Origin of the sequence: Halomonas sp. A3H3, assembly GCF_000982975.1 — a bacterium.
GTDB lineage: Bacteria > Pseudomonadota > Gammaproteobacteria > Pseudomonadales > Halomonadaceae > Vreelandella > Vreelandella titanicae.
Genome location: NZ_HG423343.1, coordinates 4,979,822 through 4,995,686, shown reverse-complemented (window position 1 = coordinate 4,995,686; position 15,865 = coordinate 4,979,822). Strand labels below are relative to the sequence as shown.

The 15,865-nt window shown below is 56.4% G+C and carries 13 protein-coding genes; 12 read left to right on the top strand and 1 reads right to left on the bottom strand.

The annotated features are described in order from the left end of the window. Nucleotides 1–194: 194 nt before the first annotated feature. From lepA to acpS, 7 genes are all read left to right on the top strand, one after another. The gene (lepA, locus tag HALA3H3_RS22680) at nucleotides 195–2,012 is read left to right on the top strand and encodes a translation elongation factor 4 (RefSeq protein WP_022523840.1); all 1,818 of its coding nucleotides are present in this window, start codon (nucleotides 195–197) and stop codon (nucleotides 2,010–2,012) included. Nucleotides 2,013–2,027: 15 nt separating this feature from the next. Next, nucleotides 2,028–2,831 (top strand): signal peptidase I, encoded by an 804-nt coding sequence (lepB, locus tag HALA3H3_RS22675; RefSeq protein ID WP_009286440.1) that lies wholly within the window; start codon nucleotides 2,028–2,030, stop codon nucleotides 2,829–2,831. A gap of 67 nt (nucleotides 2,832–2,898) precedes the next feature. Further along, a complete protein-coding gene (gene rnc / locus HALA3H3_RS22670; RefSeq protein WP_009286441.1) occupies nucleotides 2,899–3,591 on the top strand; it encodes a ribonuclease III in 693 nt (230 codons plus the stop codon). Next, complete coding sequence (gene era, locus HALA3H3_RS22665; protein ID WP_009286442.1) at nucleotides 3,588–4,487, top strand: GTPase Era; 900 nt, start codon at nucleotides 3,588–3,590, stop codon at nucleotides 4,485–4,487. Before rnc ends, era begins: the two co-directional genes overlap by 4 nt. 8 nt (nucleotides 4,488–4,495) lie before the next feature. Next, a complete protein-coding gene (gene recO / locus HALA3H3_RS22660; protein ID WP_022523839.1) occupies nucleotides 4,496–5,191 on the top strand; it encodes a DNA repair protein RecO in 696 nt (231 codons plus the stop codon). Between the two features lie 56 nt (nucleotides 5,192–5,247). Next, a complete protein-coding gene (gene pdxJ, locus HALA3H3_RS22655; protein WP_022523838.1) occupies nucleotides 5,248–6,072 on the top strand; it encodes a pyridoxine 5'-phosphate synthase in 825 nt (274 codons plus the stop codon). A gap of 33 nt (nucleotides 6,073–6,105) precedes the next feature. Then, on the top strand, nucleotides 6,106–6,483 hold the full coding sequence (gene acpS / locus HALA3H3_RS22650; RefSeq protein WP_022523837.1) for a holo-ACP synthase: 378 nt from the start codon (nucleotides 6,106–6,108) through the stop codon (nucleotides 6,481–6,483). An 83-nt stretch (nucleotides 6,484–6,566) separates the two neighbouring features. On the opposite strand, the gene HALA3H3_RS22645 is transcribed toward acpS, so the two are convergent. Further along, entirely contained in the window at nucleotides 6,567–9,299 is a 2,733-nt protein-coding gene (locus tag HALA3H3_RS22645) for a response regulator (protein ID WP_022523836.1), read from the bottom strand. Nucleotides 9,300–9,390: 91 nt separating this feature from the next. On the opposite strand from HALA3H3_RS22645, the gene cysM reads away from it, so the two are divergent. The 5 genes from cysM to HALA3H3_RS26430 all read left to right on the top strand — a co-directional run. Continuing rightward, nucleotides 9,391–10,299 (top strand): cysteine synthase CysM, encoded by a 909-nt coding sequence (cysM, locus tag HALA3H3_RS22640; protein ID WP_009286444.1) that lies wholly within the window; start codon nucleotides 9,391–9,393, stop codon nucleotides 10,297–10,299. Between the two features lie 2 nt (nucleotides 10,300–10,301). After that, nucleotides 10,302–11,699, top strand: a complete 1,398-nt coding sequence (locus tag HALA3H3_RS22635) for a 23S rRNA (uracil(1939)-C(5))-methyltransferase (RefSeq protein WP_022523835.1) — start codon at nucleotides 10,302–10,304, stop codon at nucleotides 11,697–11,699. Nucleotides 11,700–11,772: 73 nt separating this feature from the next. Beyond that, nucleotides 11,773–14,049 (top strand): GTP diphosphokinase, encoded by a 2,277-nt coding sequence (gene relA / locus HALA3H3_RS22630; RefSeq protein ID WP_022523834.1) that lies wholly within the window; start codon nucleotides 11,773–11,775, stop codon nucleotides 14,047–14,049. Further along, the gene (gene mazG, locus HALA3H3_RS22625; protein ID WP_022523833.1) at nucleotides 14,049–14,888 is read left to right on the top strand and encodes a nucleoside triphosphate pyrophosphohydrolase; all 840 of its coding nucleotides are present in this window, start codon (nucleotides 14,049–14,051) and stop codon (nucleotides 14,886–14,888) included. Before relA ends, mazG begins: the two co-directional genes overlap by 1 nt. Before the next feature lie 38 nt (nucleotides 14,889–14,926). Next, nucleotides 14,927–15,865 (top strand): phosphoenolpyruvate carboxylase (locus HALA3H3_RS26430; RefSeq protein WP_144410461.1); only part of this gene is annotated, 939 nt, incomplete at its 3' end.

The following is a 15,865-nucleotide window of genomic DNA, read 5'->3' as shown; positions in this document are numbered from 1 at the left end:
CCGCCTATTTTCACTCCTGGTCCGGCGGTTCTCGCCGGACCGCTGTTCCTAGCCTGCGCATATCGCTACAATAGCGGATATCTTTTTGTCGGAAATGGCCCTTATTTTTAAACGGCAGCTGTTTTCGAGCTTTGAACTCTCGAAGCGGCCTGTTTATGCGGCCGCTTGCGTACCACTAAGGCAGAACAGACTCGATGTCCCAAGACGTTCCCAACGGAAAGCTTAAGCACATACGCAATTTCTCTATTATCGCCCACATCGACCACGGTAAATCGACGCTCTCTGATCGTTTGATTCAGACCTGCGAAGGATTAACCGAGCGTGAGCTAAAAGAGCAAGTGCTCGACTCCATGGATATCGAGCGCGAGAGAGGCATCACGATTAAGGCGCAGTCGGTTACGCTGGATTACACCGCCGCCGATGGCCAGGTTTACCAGCTGAACTTTATCGATACGCCTGGGCATGTTGACTTCTCTTATGAAGTGTCGCGTTCGCTCTACGCTTGTGAAGGGGCGTTGCTGGTTGTCGATGCCGCACAAGGGGTAGAGGCGCAATCGGTGGCCAACTGTTATACCGCTATCGAACAGGGACTAGAAGTTCTGCCGGTACTCAACAAAATCGATTTGCCTCAGGCGGATTGCGACAAGGTTTCCCAGGAGATTGAAGAGATTATCGGCCTGGATGCCACCGACGCCTGCCAGGTCTCGGCCAAAAGTGGCTTGGGCATTGATGCCTTGCTAGAGCGCTTGGTGCGCGATATTCCGCCGCCCAAGGGCGACCCGGAAGCGCCGCTGCAAGCGCTCATTATCGACTCTTGGTTTGATAACTACCTTGGTGTAGTTTCGTTGGTTCGTCTGTTTGATGGCACGCTGCGCAAAGGCGATAAGATCCGTATTAAATCGACGGGCCGCGATTGGGGCACCACTGAGGTGGGGATTTTCACCCCGCAGCGTAAGCAGACCGGGATTCTGCGTGCCGGGGAAGTCGGCTTTATTGTCGCGGGTATCAAAGAAATCCACGGCGCACCGGTGGGCGATACCATTACCCACACCAAGACGCCAGATGTCGCGCGTCTGCCTGGCTTCCAAAAAGTAAAACCGCAGGTGTATGCCGGTATGTTCCCGGTCAGTGCGGATGATTATGAAGACTTTCGTGATGCGCTAGAGAAGCTGGCGCTTAACGATGCCTCGCTTGCCTATGAACCGGAAAATTCTGATGCCCTTGGCTTTGGCTTCCGGGTGGGGTTTCTGGGCACGCTGCACATGGAGATCGTCCAGGAGCGTCTGGAGCGTGAGTATAATATCGATCTGCTCACTACCGCTCCCACGGTTGTCTATGAACTAGCGATGAAAAATGGCGACGTCACCTACGTCTCCAACCCCTCAAAGCTTCCCGATATGGCTGACGTGGATGAAATGCGTGAGCCAGTGGTGCGCGCCAGCATTCTGGTTCCCCAGGAGTATGTGGGTAACGTGATCACCGAGTGTGAGCAGCGCCGAGGCACGCAACTGGATATGCAGTTTCTGGGTAACCAAATCCAGTTGGCCTATGAATTGCCCATGTCCGAAGTGGTTATGGACTTCTTTGACCGCCTGAAGTCGATCTCCAAGGGGTACGCTTCGCTAGAGTACAACTTCGAGCGTTTTGAAATGGCCAAGTTGGTGCGTCTTGACGTACTTATTAATGGCGACAAAGTTGACGCTCTAGCGGTGATTATCCACCGTGATCACGCCCACCATCGTGGTCGTTTGTTAGTGGAAAAAATGAAAGAGCTGATTCCACGGCAGATGTTTGATGTGGCGATTCAGGCGGCTATTGGTGGTCAAGTGGTGGCACGTTCCACCGTGAAAGCGCTGCGCAAAAACGTGACGGCCAAGTGTTACGGCGGCGATGTCAGCCGTAAGAAGAAACTGCTCGAGAAACAGAAAGCGGGTAAGAAACGCATGAAACAGGTGGGGCGTGTGGAAATTCCCCAGGATGCCTTCCTTGCTGTGCTCAAGGTTAACGACTAGGAAAGAACACCACTCATGGATTTTTCATTACTGCTGGTACTTGCCGTTGCGCTTTCGGGCGTTATTTACCTGTTGGACGTGTGGCTATTAAAGCCCAAGCGCCGCCAACGCTTCGCCGCCGCAGAGGCCAATACCCAGGAAGGGCTGGATCCAGTTACCAGCGAAAAGCTACTTAAAGAGCCGTGGCCGGTTGACTACGCCCGTTCATTTTTCCCGGTGCTGCTGGTGGTGCTGGTGGTGCGTAGTTTTATCATTGAGCCTTTTCAGATCCCCTCTGGCTCAATGCGGCCTACGCTTGAAGTGGGTGACTTTATTCTGGTCAACAAATTTGCCTACGGCTTACGCTTACCGGTAGTCAACACCCGCTTTCTCGAAGTCGATGATCCTGAGCGTGGCGATGTGATGGTGTTTCGTTTCCCCGACGAGCCTTCGGTGAACTTCATCAAGCGGGTGGTCGGTATGCCAGGGGATCATATCCGCTATGAGGGAAAGCAGCTTTACGTTAACGGCGAACCGGTGGCCAAAGAGCTGATCGAGGATGGGCCCGATGGTTCGCCCCAGCAGCTATTGTTAGAAGAGCGCCTTGGCGACACCGAGCACTTTATTTATAACAACCCGCGAGACCCTGGCCCGCAAATGCGTGAAGTGGAGGTTCCTGAAGGGCACTATTTCATGATGGGGGACAACCGTGACCACTCCAACGACAGCCGCTATTGGGGCTTCGTGCCGGAAGAGAACATTGTGGGCCGCGCCTTTGCGGTGTGGATGCACTGGGATGGCGGGTTGCCAAGTTTTACCAGCGTGCGGCGCATTGAATGAAGACGCTGCGTGTGCTGAATTTAGTCAGTTATGTCACTTTAGTTAACGTCAATGACGTAGGAGAGCTGTGAGTAATTCCTTGAACGCTTTTTGCCGACGAATCGGTCATACCTTTGGCGACGATACGCTACTGGAGTTGGCCTTGACCCACCGCAGCTTCGGTGGTCGTAACAATGAGCGCCTGGAGTTTCTAGGTGACTCCATCGTCAACTTTGTCATCGCCGAGGCGCTGTTTCAGCGCTTTCCTCAGGCCCGTGAAGGACAGCTTTCGCGCCTGCGCGCGCGACTGGTGAAAGGACAAACCCTAGCGGAACTGGCCCGTGAAATGGAGTTCGGTGAATGCTTGCGGCTAGGTTCCGGCGAGATGAAAAGTGGCGGGCATCGTCGTGAATCGATCTTGGCGGATGCGGTCGAAGCCATTATTGGCGCTATCTATCTGGATGCTGGGATGGATGTGGTGCGCAACCGGGTGTTGGACTGGTACGCGGAAAGGCTGGGTAATATCTCTTTACAAGATACCCAAAAAGATCCCAAAACACGGTTGCAGGAGTTTTTGCAGTCGCGTCAAGCCGCGTTGCCGCGCTATGAAGTTGTCTGCGTAAAGGGCGAGGCGCATGCCCAGACCTTTACCGTGGAGTGCTACATTGACCTGTTGGCTGAGCATACCACTGGTAAAGGCCCAAGCCGCCGTCATGCTGAACAGCAGGCGGCAGAAGAAGCGCTGTCGTACCTCGAAAAAAGCCCTGGAGATAAATCATGAGCCAAACCTGCGGATTCGTTGCCATCGTCGGCCGACCCAACGTGGGCAAATCGACCCTCATGAACCGTATTCTGGGGCAGAAAATATCGATTACCTCACGGCGACCACAAACCACGCGCCACCAGGTCATGGGTATTAAAACGGTTGATGAGACGCAGTTCATCTATGTTGATACGCCGGGCATGCACATCATGTCCAAGGATCGTAATAAAGCGATCAACCGCTTTATGAACCAGGCGGCTACCCAGGCCCTGCGTGATGTGGACTGCGTAGTATTTATTATCGACCGCACCCGCTGGACGGAAGAAGATCAAGCGGTGTTGAAGCGCCTGGAGCATGTAAAAGCGCCGGTGATTTTGGCGGTTAATAAAGTCGACCGTCTGGGCGAAAAGGGCGATTTGCTGCCTTGGCTGGCGGATGTCGGTGCTCGCCGCGACTTCGCCGCTATCGTGCCGATTTCAGCCAAGCATGGCACTCAGGTCGATACTCTGGAAGAGGAAGTGGCCAAACACCTGCCTGAAAGTGTCCACTTCTTCCCTGAAGACCAGATTACCGATAAAAGCCTGCGCTTTATGGCCGCTGAGCTGGTGCGTGAAAAAGTGATGCGCCAGCTGGGCGATGAGCTGCCTTACCAGATGACCGTTGAAATTGAAGAGTTCCGCGAGACAGAGCGTGTAACGCATATCAGCGCGCTTATTCTCGTTGAGCGCCAAGGCCAAAAAGTCATTTTAATTGGTGAAAACGGCGATCGTCTCAAGAGCATTGGTCGTGAAGCGCGCCTGGATATGGAGCGCGCCCTGGGTACCAAAGTGATGCTCAATTTATGGGTGAAAGTAAAACGCGGCTGGTCGGATGACGAGCGCGCCTTGAAAAGCTTGGGTTACGACCTCGATTGAAGGTAGCGATGTCGCCAGAGCCGGCTTTTTTACTCCACCGTCGGCCTTATCGTGAAACCAGTGCGCTGGTGGATCTATTAACGCTTGATCACGGCAGAGTGCGTGCTGTGGCCCATGGTGGGCAAAGGCCCGGTTCTAAATCGCGCCAACGCCTGCAGCCGTTTACGCCACTGTTCGTGACCTGGCAGGGCAGTCGCGATTTAAAGCGGCTAACGTTGATGGAGTCTCGCGGCCAGACGGCGCTGTTGGCCGGGGAGGGGTTGCTGTGCGGGCTTTACGCCAATGAGATCGCCACCCGGCTGCTGCCGTTAGAACTGCCGGCGCCTGACGTTTTCGCGTTTTATACCGCGCTACTGGAAGCACTGCCAGCACCAGCGGAGCGCGCATTGGCGCTGCGCCGCTATGAGTGGGCGCTGCTAGAGGCGCTCGAGGCCACGCCGCAGTTTGCGACACCAGAGGGTAGTGTTTTGGATCCCCAGCTCCGCTACCGTTTTGACACCGCCAGCCGGGCATTCATACCTGCTGAGCGTGGCCTCGACGGCAGAACGCTACGTTACATTGAACAGGGTGACTGGCAGCATGAAGGGCTTGCCAATGCGCTCAAAGCGGTAATGCGCGCGGCGCTTGCGCCCCATCTGGGGACTACCGTTTTACGTTCACGGGAACTGATGCTTGATTTAGCGCGGCGTCGTCATCGGCCCTGATTTGTTTTAAATTTTGTGTTCACAAACTCTTATTTTATCGCTGCGCTGGAGGCACTATGCACCCCCCTCGGATACTGTTAGGCGTCAATATCGATCATATTGCGACACTTCGCCAAGCCCGAGGTACTCGCTACCCTGACCCCGTGCAGGCGGCATTAGTTGCGGAAGAGGCGGGTGCCGATGGCATTACGGTGCATTTGCGTGAAGACCGGCGTCATATTCAGCCCCGCGATGTACGCATTCTGGCCGAAATGCTTAATACGCGCATGAACCTGGAAATGGCTGTCACTGAAGAGATGTTGGCACTGGCTGAAGAAGTGCGCCCCGCCCATGTCTGTTTAGTACCTGAGAAACGCGAAGAGCTGACCACCGAAGGCGGTCTTGACGTTGTCGGCGGCTTTGACGCCATTGCCAGTGCTTGCCAACGGCTAAGTGCGGCGGGTTGCGATGTATCCCTGTTTATCGACCCTGACGTGGAGCAGATTGATGCTGCCCAGCGCGCCGGTGCACCGACGATTGAGCTGCACACGGGCGCTTACGCAGAAGCGCGTCCCGGTAGCGATGCAGCGAATGCAGAGTATCATCGCTTAACGACTGCAGCGACTCACGCTATCTCGCTGGGTTTAGTGGTCAATGCCGGTCACGGTTTGCATTACCATAACGTTGAAGCGATTGCGGCGCTGCCGGGCGTTAACGAGCTCAATATCGGCCATGCCATTATTGCCCGTGCGCTGTTTGTGGGCCTCAAAGAGGCCGTTCAGGAGATGAAACGCTTGATCATCGCTGGCCAAGAGGCGGGCTTAATGGCGGCTCTCGATGCTCACGACCATGAGCATGAAAACCACTCTGTGCATGTTCATAATGGCTGTTGCGGGTACTGATCAGAGGTTGTCTATTCAGAGGTTTTTAAGGCGATGATTGTGGGAATTGGCTCGGATATTGCCCGTGTGGAGCGTTTTACGCGGGCCATGAAACGGCACGGGCCACGCTTTGCTGAGCGAATTTTAGGCCCCGATGAGCAGGCGATTTGGCTACACAAAGCCCAACCCGCGGCGTTTCTGGCCAAACGCTTTGCTGCCAAAGAGGCATTTGTAAAAGCGTTGGGTTTAGGCCTGCGCCAAGGACTGCAGTGGGGGGACATTCAGGTGTTGAACGATGCCTTGGGTAAGCCCTATTTCCTGCTTAATGGCGAAGCCGAGCGGCTATTGCTAGCGGCGGGTGTCACCGCTAGCCACGTTACCCTGAGCGATGAAGCCGAGTATGCGGTGGCTTTTGTAGTGTTAGAGCGTTAACAGCTCGCCGCCAGATCAGCCAATGCTGGGTTCATGTCATTTATTCCAAGCATCTAATGGGCAACGCCTTGAAGCCTGTTCAATCAATGCCTAACCAGTTGCGGGCGCAGTGCTCGCAGCCGGGCCATTGCTCGGTAAAGGTCTTCCAATAGCCCCTCAACATGGTCTAAGCCGCTGGTGCGTAGGCGAGTTTCCAGGGTCTCTACCAGTAAGGCCAACTCGGGCGCACCGCAGTAGCGGCTAGCGCCATTGAGACCATGTACCCAATCGAGCAGCGTGGGCAAATGCTGTTGACCAAAAGCGGCGCGCATATGCTGTTCACTCTCATCCAAGCTGTCGATCAGACGTTTTAGCTGCTCTCGTGCCAGGTGCTCCTTACCCCCCGCTAAACGTGCGCCAATCTCCAGATCAATAATGGGTAGCGTGGCCGGTGCCGCATGGCTAACCCGTGGCCTCTGGGTGGCGTTAATGTCGTGCTGTGGATAGGGCGGCTCTGCAGTGCTGGCGGTCAGCCGATGAGTCACCCCCAAAAAGCGGTTGAGCAACTGTGCTAGCTGTGTTTCGTCAATGGGTTTTACCAGCACGTCATCAAGACCTTCCGCGAGCCACTGCTGGCGTTCACTGCTGAGCACGTGGGCGGTAACGGCAATAATGGGGCAGCGGGCCCAGGTGCTACTCAACCGGCGCAATGCTTGGGTGGTTTGTACGCCATCCATCCCCGGCATACGAATATCCATTAACACCATGTCGACGTTACTGGTACGGGCGAAATCTAACGCTTGGTGGCCGCTTTCCGCCGTAGAGACATGGAGGGCAGGGTCTTCAAGTAGGTTTTTGAGCAGCTCACGATTGGGTGCATTGTCATCGACAATCAGCAGTTTGAGTGGCTGAGACGCCGCTGGTAACGCGGGGAGCTCCTGTTCGCTCTTATTCGGCACGTGCGTAGATAGCAGTAGCTGCTTGAGCGTCGTTACCAACTGCGCGCGGGAAAAAGGTTTGTAGAGTGTCTCGCCGCCATGGGTTAAGTGCAGTGGCGGCAGGTCAAAACTATTGCCATTGGCTAAAATCAATGTGGGGCAGGGTGTTTGATCAATCACCGCTTGCCAGTGAGCGTGCCATTCGGGGCTAAAGTCGCTGTGCTCAAGCCCCAATATCAGCAATTTCGCTGGCTCGGAGACATCAAAGGCGATGGGTTGTGCTTCCCAGCGCTCTAGCAAGTGCTCCAGTACATGGCGGGTTGGAGCATGAGTTTCATATAGGCGAATGGTCGGATTGGCCAAGCTAATTTCTGGAGGTCGCTCGGCCGCTTTATGAGCCAGCATGGGCAGCGTAAAGAAGAAAGTGGTTCCTTTGCCCAGCGAGCTTTCCACGCCAATCTCGCCGCCCATGCGTTCAATCAATTGGCGGCAGATAGTAAGCCCAAGGCCGCTGCCACCAAATTGCCGTGAGTGGCTTGGTTCTGCTTGGGAAAAGGCGCTGAAGAGAGCCTCCTGGTGGGCGTCGCTGAGGCCAATGCCGGTGTCACTGACGCTCAGATTAAGCACCACATGCTGGCCTTCTAAATTATCCAACATGACACGCACGATCACCTCGCCTTGCTGGGTGAATTTAAGCGCATTGCCAATCAAGTTATTCAATACCTGATGAATACGCAGCGGATCACCGGTTAGCGGGGTAGGCACATCGTCATATACCATGGCCACCAAGTGCAGTTGCTTGCGCTGGGCTTCAGGGGCGTGTAGCCCGACCACTTCGTCGACCAGTGCGACAATGTCGATGTCTGTCTCTTCCAGGGTGAGGCGATTAGCCTCAAGTTTGGAAAAGTCGAGCACGTCGTTAACCAGCATCAGCAGATTGTCGCAAGCGCGGTGTACGTGCTGCAGCCACTCCCGCTGGCGCGTATCCAGTGATGAGCGTCCCAGTAACCGGCAAAAACCGATAATCCCGTTTAGTGGTGTGCGGATCTCATGGCTCATATTGGCCAGAAATTCAGACTTCACGGCATTAGCCCGCAGCGCGCTGCGGTGGGCCAAGTCGAGCTTGATATTCTGCTCTTCAATGGTTTCCATGGACTCTTGCAGCTCGCTGGTGGCCTGCTCGATTTGCGTTTGCATATCCCGCTGGGCTTGCTGAAAGTGCTCGGCCAGGGCGTTAATATAGCTACTCAGGTGATGGAGTTCTGTGGCATTAGAGGGCGCCAGATGTAGCCGATAGTCGCCGCGGGATAGCCGATAAAGGGCTTGGTTGGCTTCTTCCAGCGGGCGGGTGGTATAGCGACTGATCGCAAAAGCGACTAAAAACAGCAGCAGGCCAAGCAGCATGCCACCCAAGCTAAGGCTGGCAATCAACTTATAGCGACCAAGGGTTAGCGTACGGGTATCCATCTCGATATCTAGCCAGCCAACGCGGCTGTCCCCAGCTTGGCTGACACTTGTTTGAGGAGGGTTCAGTGGCAAGCGCAGTCGCCATGCATCCTGCTGCTTAATCAATTGCTGATCATCTGGGGCGTTTAGCGGTGGTAGGTTGGATTGCCCGAGTAATAATAGACGGTCGCCCTGGGCATCAAATAGCGCAACCGCTCGCAGTCCTTTCATAGCAAGGAGTTGACGCGACAGGGCTTCCAGACGTTGCTCATCACCCGTTGCGACCGCAGCAGCAAGGTTCGGGGCGAGCAGCTCGCCGACGCTTTCTAACCGCGTTTGGTGTGCCTCGCGAGCTTGCGTATCACTCTGTATAACCAGCAGTACGGCCATCATGGCGTACACCAGGAGCGGGAAACCGAGTAACGCAAACAGCAGTCGGGTATTCAAAGACATGAAAAGAAGCTCGCTGATTCAATGAGGTTGCCTGTCCAGCCTAAGGCAGCACCGATATAATGCAGCATAACGGTGACGATAAGGAACATTCATGAACGATCTTAAGGGCTATCCCACAATAGAAGATGTGGTTGGCAACACGCCCCTGGTACGCCTTAAGCGCATTAGCGCGGGGCGTAACAATACCCTGTTGGCCAAGCTTGAAGGCAATAATCCCGCTGGGTCGGTTAAAGACCGCCCCGCGCTCTCAATGATCAATGAAGCAGAAGCCCGAGGTGATATAGCCCCCGGTGATACGCTGATTGAGGCGACCTCAGGTAATACCGGTATTGCGCTAGCCATGGCGGCCGCGATTAAGGGCTACCAGATGGTGCTGGTTATGCCGGAAAACGCCTCGGAAGAGCGTAAGCAGGCAATGGCGGCCTATGGCGCTAAATTAATTTCCGCCAGCAAAGCGGGCGGTATGGAAGAGGCTCGGGATATTGCGGATGGCATGATCGCCAGGGGCGAAGGCAAGCCGCTAAACCAGTTCGCCAACACTGATAACCCGCTGGCCCACTATCGTACCACCGGTCCCGAAGTATGGGAGCAAACCGGGGGCGAGGTGACGCATTTCGTCAGCTCGATGGGCACCACGGGCACCATTATGGGGGTGTCGCGCTATTTGAAAGAGCAAAACCCGGCTATTCAGATTGTCGGTTTGCAGCCCGCCGATGGCGCCAGTATTCCCGGCATTCGTCGCTGGCCACAAGCGTACCTGCCGGCTATTTTTGAAGCGCCGCGGGTGGATGTCACCCTTGATATTGGCCAACAAGAGGCCGAAGAGCATATGCGCCGTCTGGCCCGTGAAGAGGGCATTCTGGCCGGGGTCTCATCGGGTGGCAGTCTCGCGGGCGCGCTACGTATCGCGGAGCAAACCGAAAATGCGGTGATTGTGTTTATCGTCTGCGACCGTGGTGATCGTTATCTCTCCACTGGCCTATTTGCCCCAGGAGTATAACCATGGCCATGTTGGGAAAACGGCGGCCGCCCAGGCCCGCGTCAGGCCACTCTGGGCTAGCGGGCACGCCTGGTGGCAAAACGCGTCATGCGGCTACGGGTGACACATCTCCTATGGTGATTGAGCGCTTAGCGCACGATGGCCGTGGCGTTGCCCACTCAGCCAACGGTAAAACGGTCTTTGTTGATAAGGCGTTGCCCGGTGAGCAGGTCGAAGTGGCCATTCATCTCACTCGCAAACGCTTTGATGAAGCGCATATCAAATCGCTGCTGACCACCTCCGAGCTGCGCGTCAAGCCGCCTTGTCCGCATTTTGGGCACTGTGGCGGTTGTGATCTGCAGCACCTAAGTGTCGATGCCCAGCGCGACCATAAACGAGAAGTAGTGCGCGATCTGTTTTCTCGCCAGGGTATAACGCTAAGCGAGATCGGCTCGATTCAAGGCAGCGATCAGGGCTATCGGCGCCGCGCACGGCTGGGGGTCAAAGTCGACAGCCAAGGCACTACGCGCCTGGGCTTTCGTGCCGCCCATAGCCATCGCCTGGTGGATATTGAACGCTGCCCGGTGTTGGTCGATCCCTTACAGCGCCTATTAACACCTCTGCGTGAGCTGCTGGGTACGTTAGAGGCGCCGCGCCAGGTAGGGCACATCGAATTATTGGCAACGGCGACCGCGCAGGTCGTGTTGGTTCGTCAGTTAAAAGAGCACACCGGGGACGCCGAACGCTGGCAAGCCTTTGCGCAGCAGCAGGGAGTGGCGCTGGGCACTTGGTTGGGGCGAGAAACACCCACACTGCACTGGCATGGCGCAGCGCCGGCGCTTGAAGAGTCGCTAACCGTTACCGGCCAACCACCGCTTAGCCTAAGTTTTGCACCGGGAGATTTTTTACAGGTCAACGCCCCGGTTAACCAGCAAATGGTCGCCCAGGTCATCCAGTGGTTAGCGCCTAAGCCGGGGCAAAAATTACTCGACTTGTTTGCTGGTATCGGTAATTTCAGCCTACCCATAGCGGCAGCGGGTGCTGAGGTTTATGCAGTGGAAGGTAACCCTGCCATGGTGGCGCGCATTGCGATTAACGCTAAGCGCAACCAACTGATGGTCAGCGGTCAGCAGGCTGATTTAAACAGCGCTGCCAGCGTTAAGGAGCTGTTGACCGTTCATGGCGGTAGCGATGCGCTTGTGCTCGATCCGCCGCGAAGCGGCGCCGAAGTTATTTGTCAGGCGCTGGCGCATCACCCGGTGCCCAGGGTGGTCTATATTTCCTGTGATCCGGCGACGCTTGCTCGGGATGCGGCACATCTTGTGCATGCGGGTTACCGGGTCAAGCAAGTAGCAGTGGCGGATATGTTCCTTCACACTGCGCATATGGAAACGCTGATGCTGTTCGAATACGGGGACTAGACGTTTCCCCATCGCATCAAGCCACGGTGGCGGTCGTGCAGAGACCGTCTCCCTGAAAGGATGAGTAATTGTCATGGTGAAAGTGCGTGAAGACCAGCCGCTAACCGCGGGCGGAAAGGTGGATATACAGCAGTGGTTAACGCGCCTGCAGGAGGATGTGCGCCTACCTGAGCCTGAGCGTCTAGTCGGCGCCTGTGAACTCGCCGAACAACTGGAGCTTGAAGCCCCGCGCACCCATCGCGTATGGCTATCGCCAGGCTCTAGTTTTCGCATGGGCCTGGAAATGGCCGATATCCTTGGTGAGTTAAAGCTAGACCAAGCCACGCTTGAGGCCGCCGTTCTCTACCGTGCAGTGCGGGAAGGGCTGCTGAGCCTTGAGTCCGTGACAAAACGCTTTGGCGAAGAAGTGGCCAGTCTGATTGATGGCGTGCTGCAAATGGCCGCTATTAGCTACCCGTTGGCGCCTGACCATGGCATGGGCCAACACAATCAGCAGGAAAACCTGCGTAAGATGCTGGTCAATATGGTCGGTGATGTGCGCGTGGCACTCATTAAGATTGCCGAACGCACCTGCGCACTACGCCAGGTAAAAGACGCTCCCCGGGAAAAAAGTTTACTGGTGGCTCGTGAAGTCGCCGATATTTATGCGCCGCTGGCCCACCGCCTGGGCATCGGTCAGCTTAAGTGGGAACTGGAAGATCTATCGTTTCGCTACCTGCACGAAGATGAGTACAAGGCGATTGCCAAGCTGTTGGCGGAGAAACGCCTTGACCGCGACCGCTATATTCACGATGTGGTCGAAACCATCAAAGGCTTGATGGAAGCTCAGCACATCCACCGCTACGACGTGGATGGGCGAGCCAAGCATATCTATTCGATCTGGCGCAAAATGAAGCGCAAACGGATCGATTTTTCACAAGTTCATGACGTGCGCGCAGTGCGTATTCTGGTGCCGGAAGTGGCGGACTGCTACACCGTGCTGGGGATTATTCACTCGCGCTGGCACCACGTGCCCAACGAGTTTGACGACTATATCGCCAACCCCAAAAAGAACGGCTATCAGTCGCTGCATACCGCCGTGATGGGGCCGGAAAACAAGGTGCTCGAAATCCAGATTCGCACCTTCGCCATGCACGACGAAGCGGAGCTGGGCGTTTGCGCCCACTGGCGTTACAAAGGCCACGATACCAACGCCAAAAGCCGTAGCTACGAAGAGAAAATTGCCTGGCTGCGTCAGGTACTGGAGTGGCAGGACGAGGTGGGTGGCTTTGGCGATTTGCGCGAAGGGCTCTCCAGCGATGTGGCCCCTGACCGCATTTACGTCTTCACTCCCGACGGTCATGTGATTGATCTGCCGCGGATTGCCACACCGATCGATTTTGCCTACCGGGTGCATACCGAAATTGGCCACCGCTGCCGAGGCGCCAAGATTAATGGGCGCATTGTGCCGCTCACCTATAAATTAAAAACCGGCCAGCAAATTGAAATTCTAACCGCTACCAAAGGTGGCCCAAGTCGCGACTGGCTAAACCCCAGTCTGGGCTATGTGCGCACTTCCCGGGCGCGGGCCAAAATTCAGGCGTGGTTCAAACATCAGGCACGGGATCAAAACCTGGACGAGGGGCGCGTGCTGTTTGACCGTGAAATGCGCCGCCTGGATGTGGAAGGTCTCGATTTGCCCAAGCTGGCCAAGACGGTCAACTACCAAAACGCCGAGGACATGTACGCGGCCATCGGCGCTGGTGACCTGCGTATCGGTCAGGTGCTGCACCAGGCTCAGCAACTGTTTGGTGAAACCGACGACCAAGAGCAGCTCGATCGCCTGCTCGCCAAACCTAAGCGCCAATCCAGCAAAGCCACCAAAAGCGATATCACGGTGCTCGGCGTCGGCAACCTTAAAACCAGTATGGCCAACTGCTGCCGTCCGGTGCCTGGCGAACCGATTATCGGCTTTATTACCCAGGGGCGCGGCGTCACCGTTCACCGCCAGGACTGCAGTAATATTCTGCAATTGCGGCTGGACGAACCCCAGCGCATTATCGAAGTGGAGTGGGGCGAACGCGCCCAGACCCGCTACCCGGTGACCATCGAGATTCAGGCCTGGGATCGCTCCGGGCTGCTGCGCGATGTCACGGGCCTGCTCGGTAATGAAAAAGTCAACGTGCTTGCCGTGAACACGCTAACGGACACCGATGAAGGCATTGCCCGGCTGCGTATTACCCTGGAAGTCGATGGCCTTGAATCCCTGGGGCGGTTGTTCTCGCGCATTCAGCAGTTACCCAACGTTACCGAAGTGCGCCGTTTGCGCAACGCCGACCCGGAACAACAAATTCGCAAGGGAGGGGCATAATGCGCCATGGTATCGATGATCTGCTGACCCTAATGCAGGTGCTGCGCGACCGGGAACAGGGCTGCCCCTGGGATCTCCAGCAGGATTGGGACAGCATTGTGCCCCATACCCTGGAAGAGGCCTACGAGGTCGCCGATGCCATCGAGCGACGCGCTTTTGACGAACTGCCCGGCGAGCTGGGCGATCTGCTCTTTCAAGTGGTCTACTACGCTCAATTTGGCGCGGAAGAGCAGCGCTTCGACTTTGCCGATATCGTCGATACGCTGACCGCCAAAATGCTGCGCCGCCATCCGCACGTGTTTCCGGAGGGCACGCTGGCCTCCCGCCGCCCGCCAGGAGTGAGTGCCGAAGAGGTGCAAACTCAGCAGGTCAACAGCCGCTGGGAGTTATTGAAGGCCGAGGAGCGTGCCGAGAGAGCCGTTGAGCGGCCCTCTGTGCTAGACGATGTGCCGCGCACGCTGCCCGCCCTTAGCCGCGCTGCCAAGCTGTCCAAGCGCGCCGCGCGAGTAGGCTTCGATTGGCCCGATGCGCGCGGCGTGGTGGCTAAAATTCGTGAAGAGCTGGCGGAAGTAGAAGAGGCGCTCGCCGCCGGTGATCAACAGCACGCCCAGGAAGAAGTCGGCGATTTGCTGTTTGCAGTGACCAATCTTGCCCGCACGCTGAATGCCGATCCAGAGCAGTGCCTGCGCGCTACCAATGCCAAGTTCGAGCGCCGCTTTCGTTTTGTCGAGCGCGAGCTTAGCGCTGCCCAGCGGCCATTAATAGAGGCTTCCCTAGACGAGATGGAAGCCCACTGGCAGGCAGCCAAAGCAGAAGAAAAACAATCTACCCATTCCTGATCTAATAATGACGCGACCCCTGCAAGGAGGCCATGCCAATGAGTCACGACCTACACGAATCTCTGCGCGATAATGTGCGTATTCTGGGCGACAGCCTGGGGCGAACCATTGCCGACGATTTGGGCCAAGCATTTGTCGATAAAATTGAAACCATTCGCGCCCACGCCAAGCGCGGGCGCCAGGGCGATTCACTGCAGCAGCGCGAACTGATCGAGTACCTGCGTGAGCTTCCCGAGCAGGATCTGCTGCCGGTCACCCGGGCGTTTAACCAGTTCTTAAACCTCGCGAACATTGCCGAACAGCACTATCGGGCGCGCTTTCGCCGGGTAGAGGACTACAAGCCCGGCTCCCAGCCGGTGCTCGGGGAACTGCTTGCGCGTGCCGAGCAGGCGGGCAACTCACCGCGTAAACTGGTCGAGACCCTCGCCAATATGCGCGTTGAGCTGGTACTCACCGCGCACCCCACCGAAGTTATCCGCCGAACCTTGATTCAAAAATATGATGCCATCGATGAGTGCTTAACCGCCATTGAGAGCTCCGAAGATTACCCAGAGCGTGGAACCCGTGCCCAGGGCCGCCTGGAGGAGCTGATTAGCCAGGCGTGGCACACCGACGAGATTCGCCACGAGCGGCCCACCCCGGTGGATGAAGCCAAGTGGGGCTTTGCGGTAATTGAAAACTCCCTGTGGCAGGCAGTGCCAGATTTCCATAGAGATTTGGATAACCTGCTGCTGGATACCGCCGGTGAGCGCCTGCCCCTGGACGCCGCGCCGATACGCTACGCCTCCTGGATGGGCGGCGACCGCGACGGCAATCCCAACGTGACCGCCCGAGTGACCCGTGAAGTGTTGCTGCTTGGCCGCTGGATGGCCGCCGACCTCTATTTGCGCGATCTTGAACAGCTCAAAACCGAACTCTCCATGTGGAAGGCCAATAGCGCGCTCAAAGCTGAGGCGGGTGATGTAGCCGAGCCGTAC

Coding starts and splice junctions, on each gene's coding strand:
- cysM (WP_009286444.1), top strand. CDS start 9,391: ATGAACGATCTTAAGGGCTATCCCACAATAGAAGATGTGGTTGGCAAC.
- era (WP_009286442.1), top strand. CDS start 3,588: ATGAGCCAAACCTGCGGATTCGTTGCCATCGTCGGCCGACCCAACGTG.
- acpS (WP_022523837.1), top strand. CDS start 6,106: ATGATTGTGGGAATTGGCTCGGATATTGCCCGTGTGGAGCGTTTTACG.
- relA (WP_022523834.1), top strand. CDS start 11,773: ATGGTGAAAGTGCGTGAAGACCAGCCGCTAACCGCGGGCGGAAAGGTG.
- pdxJ (WP_022523838.1), top strand. CDS start 5,248: ATGCACCCCCCTCGGATACTGTTAGGCGTCAATATCGATCATATTGCG.
- recO (WP_022523839.1), top strand. CDS start 4,496: ATGTCGCCAGAGCCGGCTTTTTTACTCCACCGTCGGCCTTATCGTGAA.
- mazG (WP_022523833.1), top strand. CDS start 14,049: ATGCGCCATGGTATCGATGATCTGCTGACCCTAATGCAGGTGCTGCGC.
- lepB (WP_009286440.1), top strand. CDS start 2,028: ATGGATTTTTCATTACTGCTGGTACTTGCCGTTGCGCTTTCGGGCGTT.
- HALA3H3_RS22635 (WP_022523835.1), top strand. CDS start 10,302: ATGGCCATGTTGGGAAAACGGCGGCCGCCCAGGCCCGCGTCAGGCCAC.
- lepA (WP_022523840.1), top strand. CDS start 195: ATGTCCCAAGACGTTCCCAACGGAAAGCTTAAGCACATACGCAATTTC.
- HALA3H3_RS22645 (WP_022523836.1), bottom strand. CDS start 9,299: ATGTCTTTGAATACCCGACTGCTGTTTGCGTTACTCGGTTTCCCGCTC.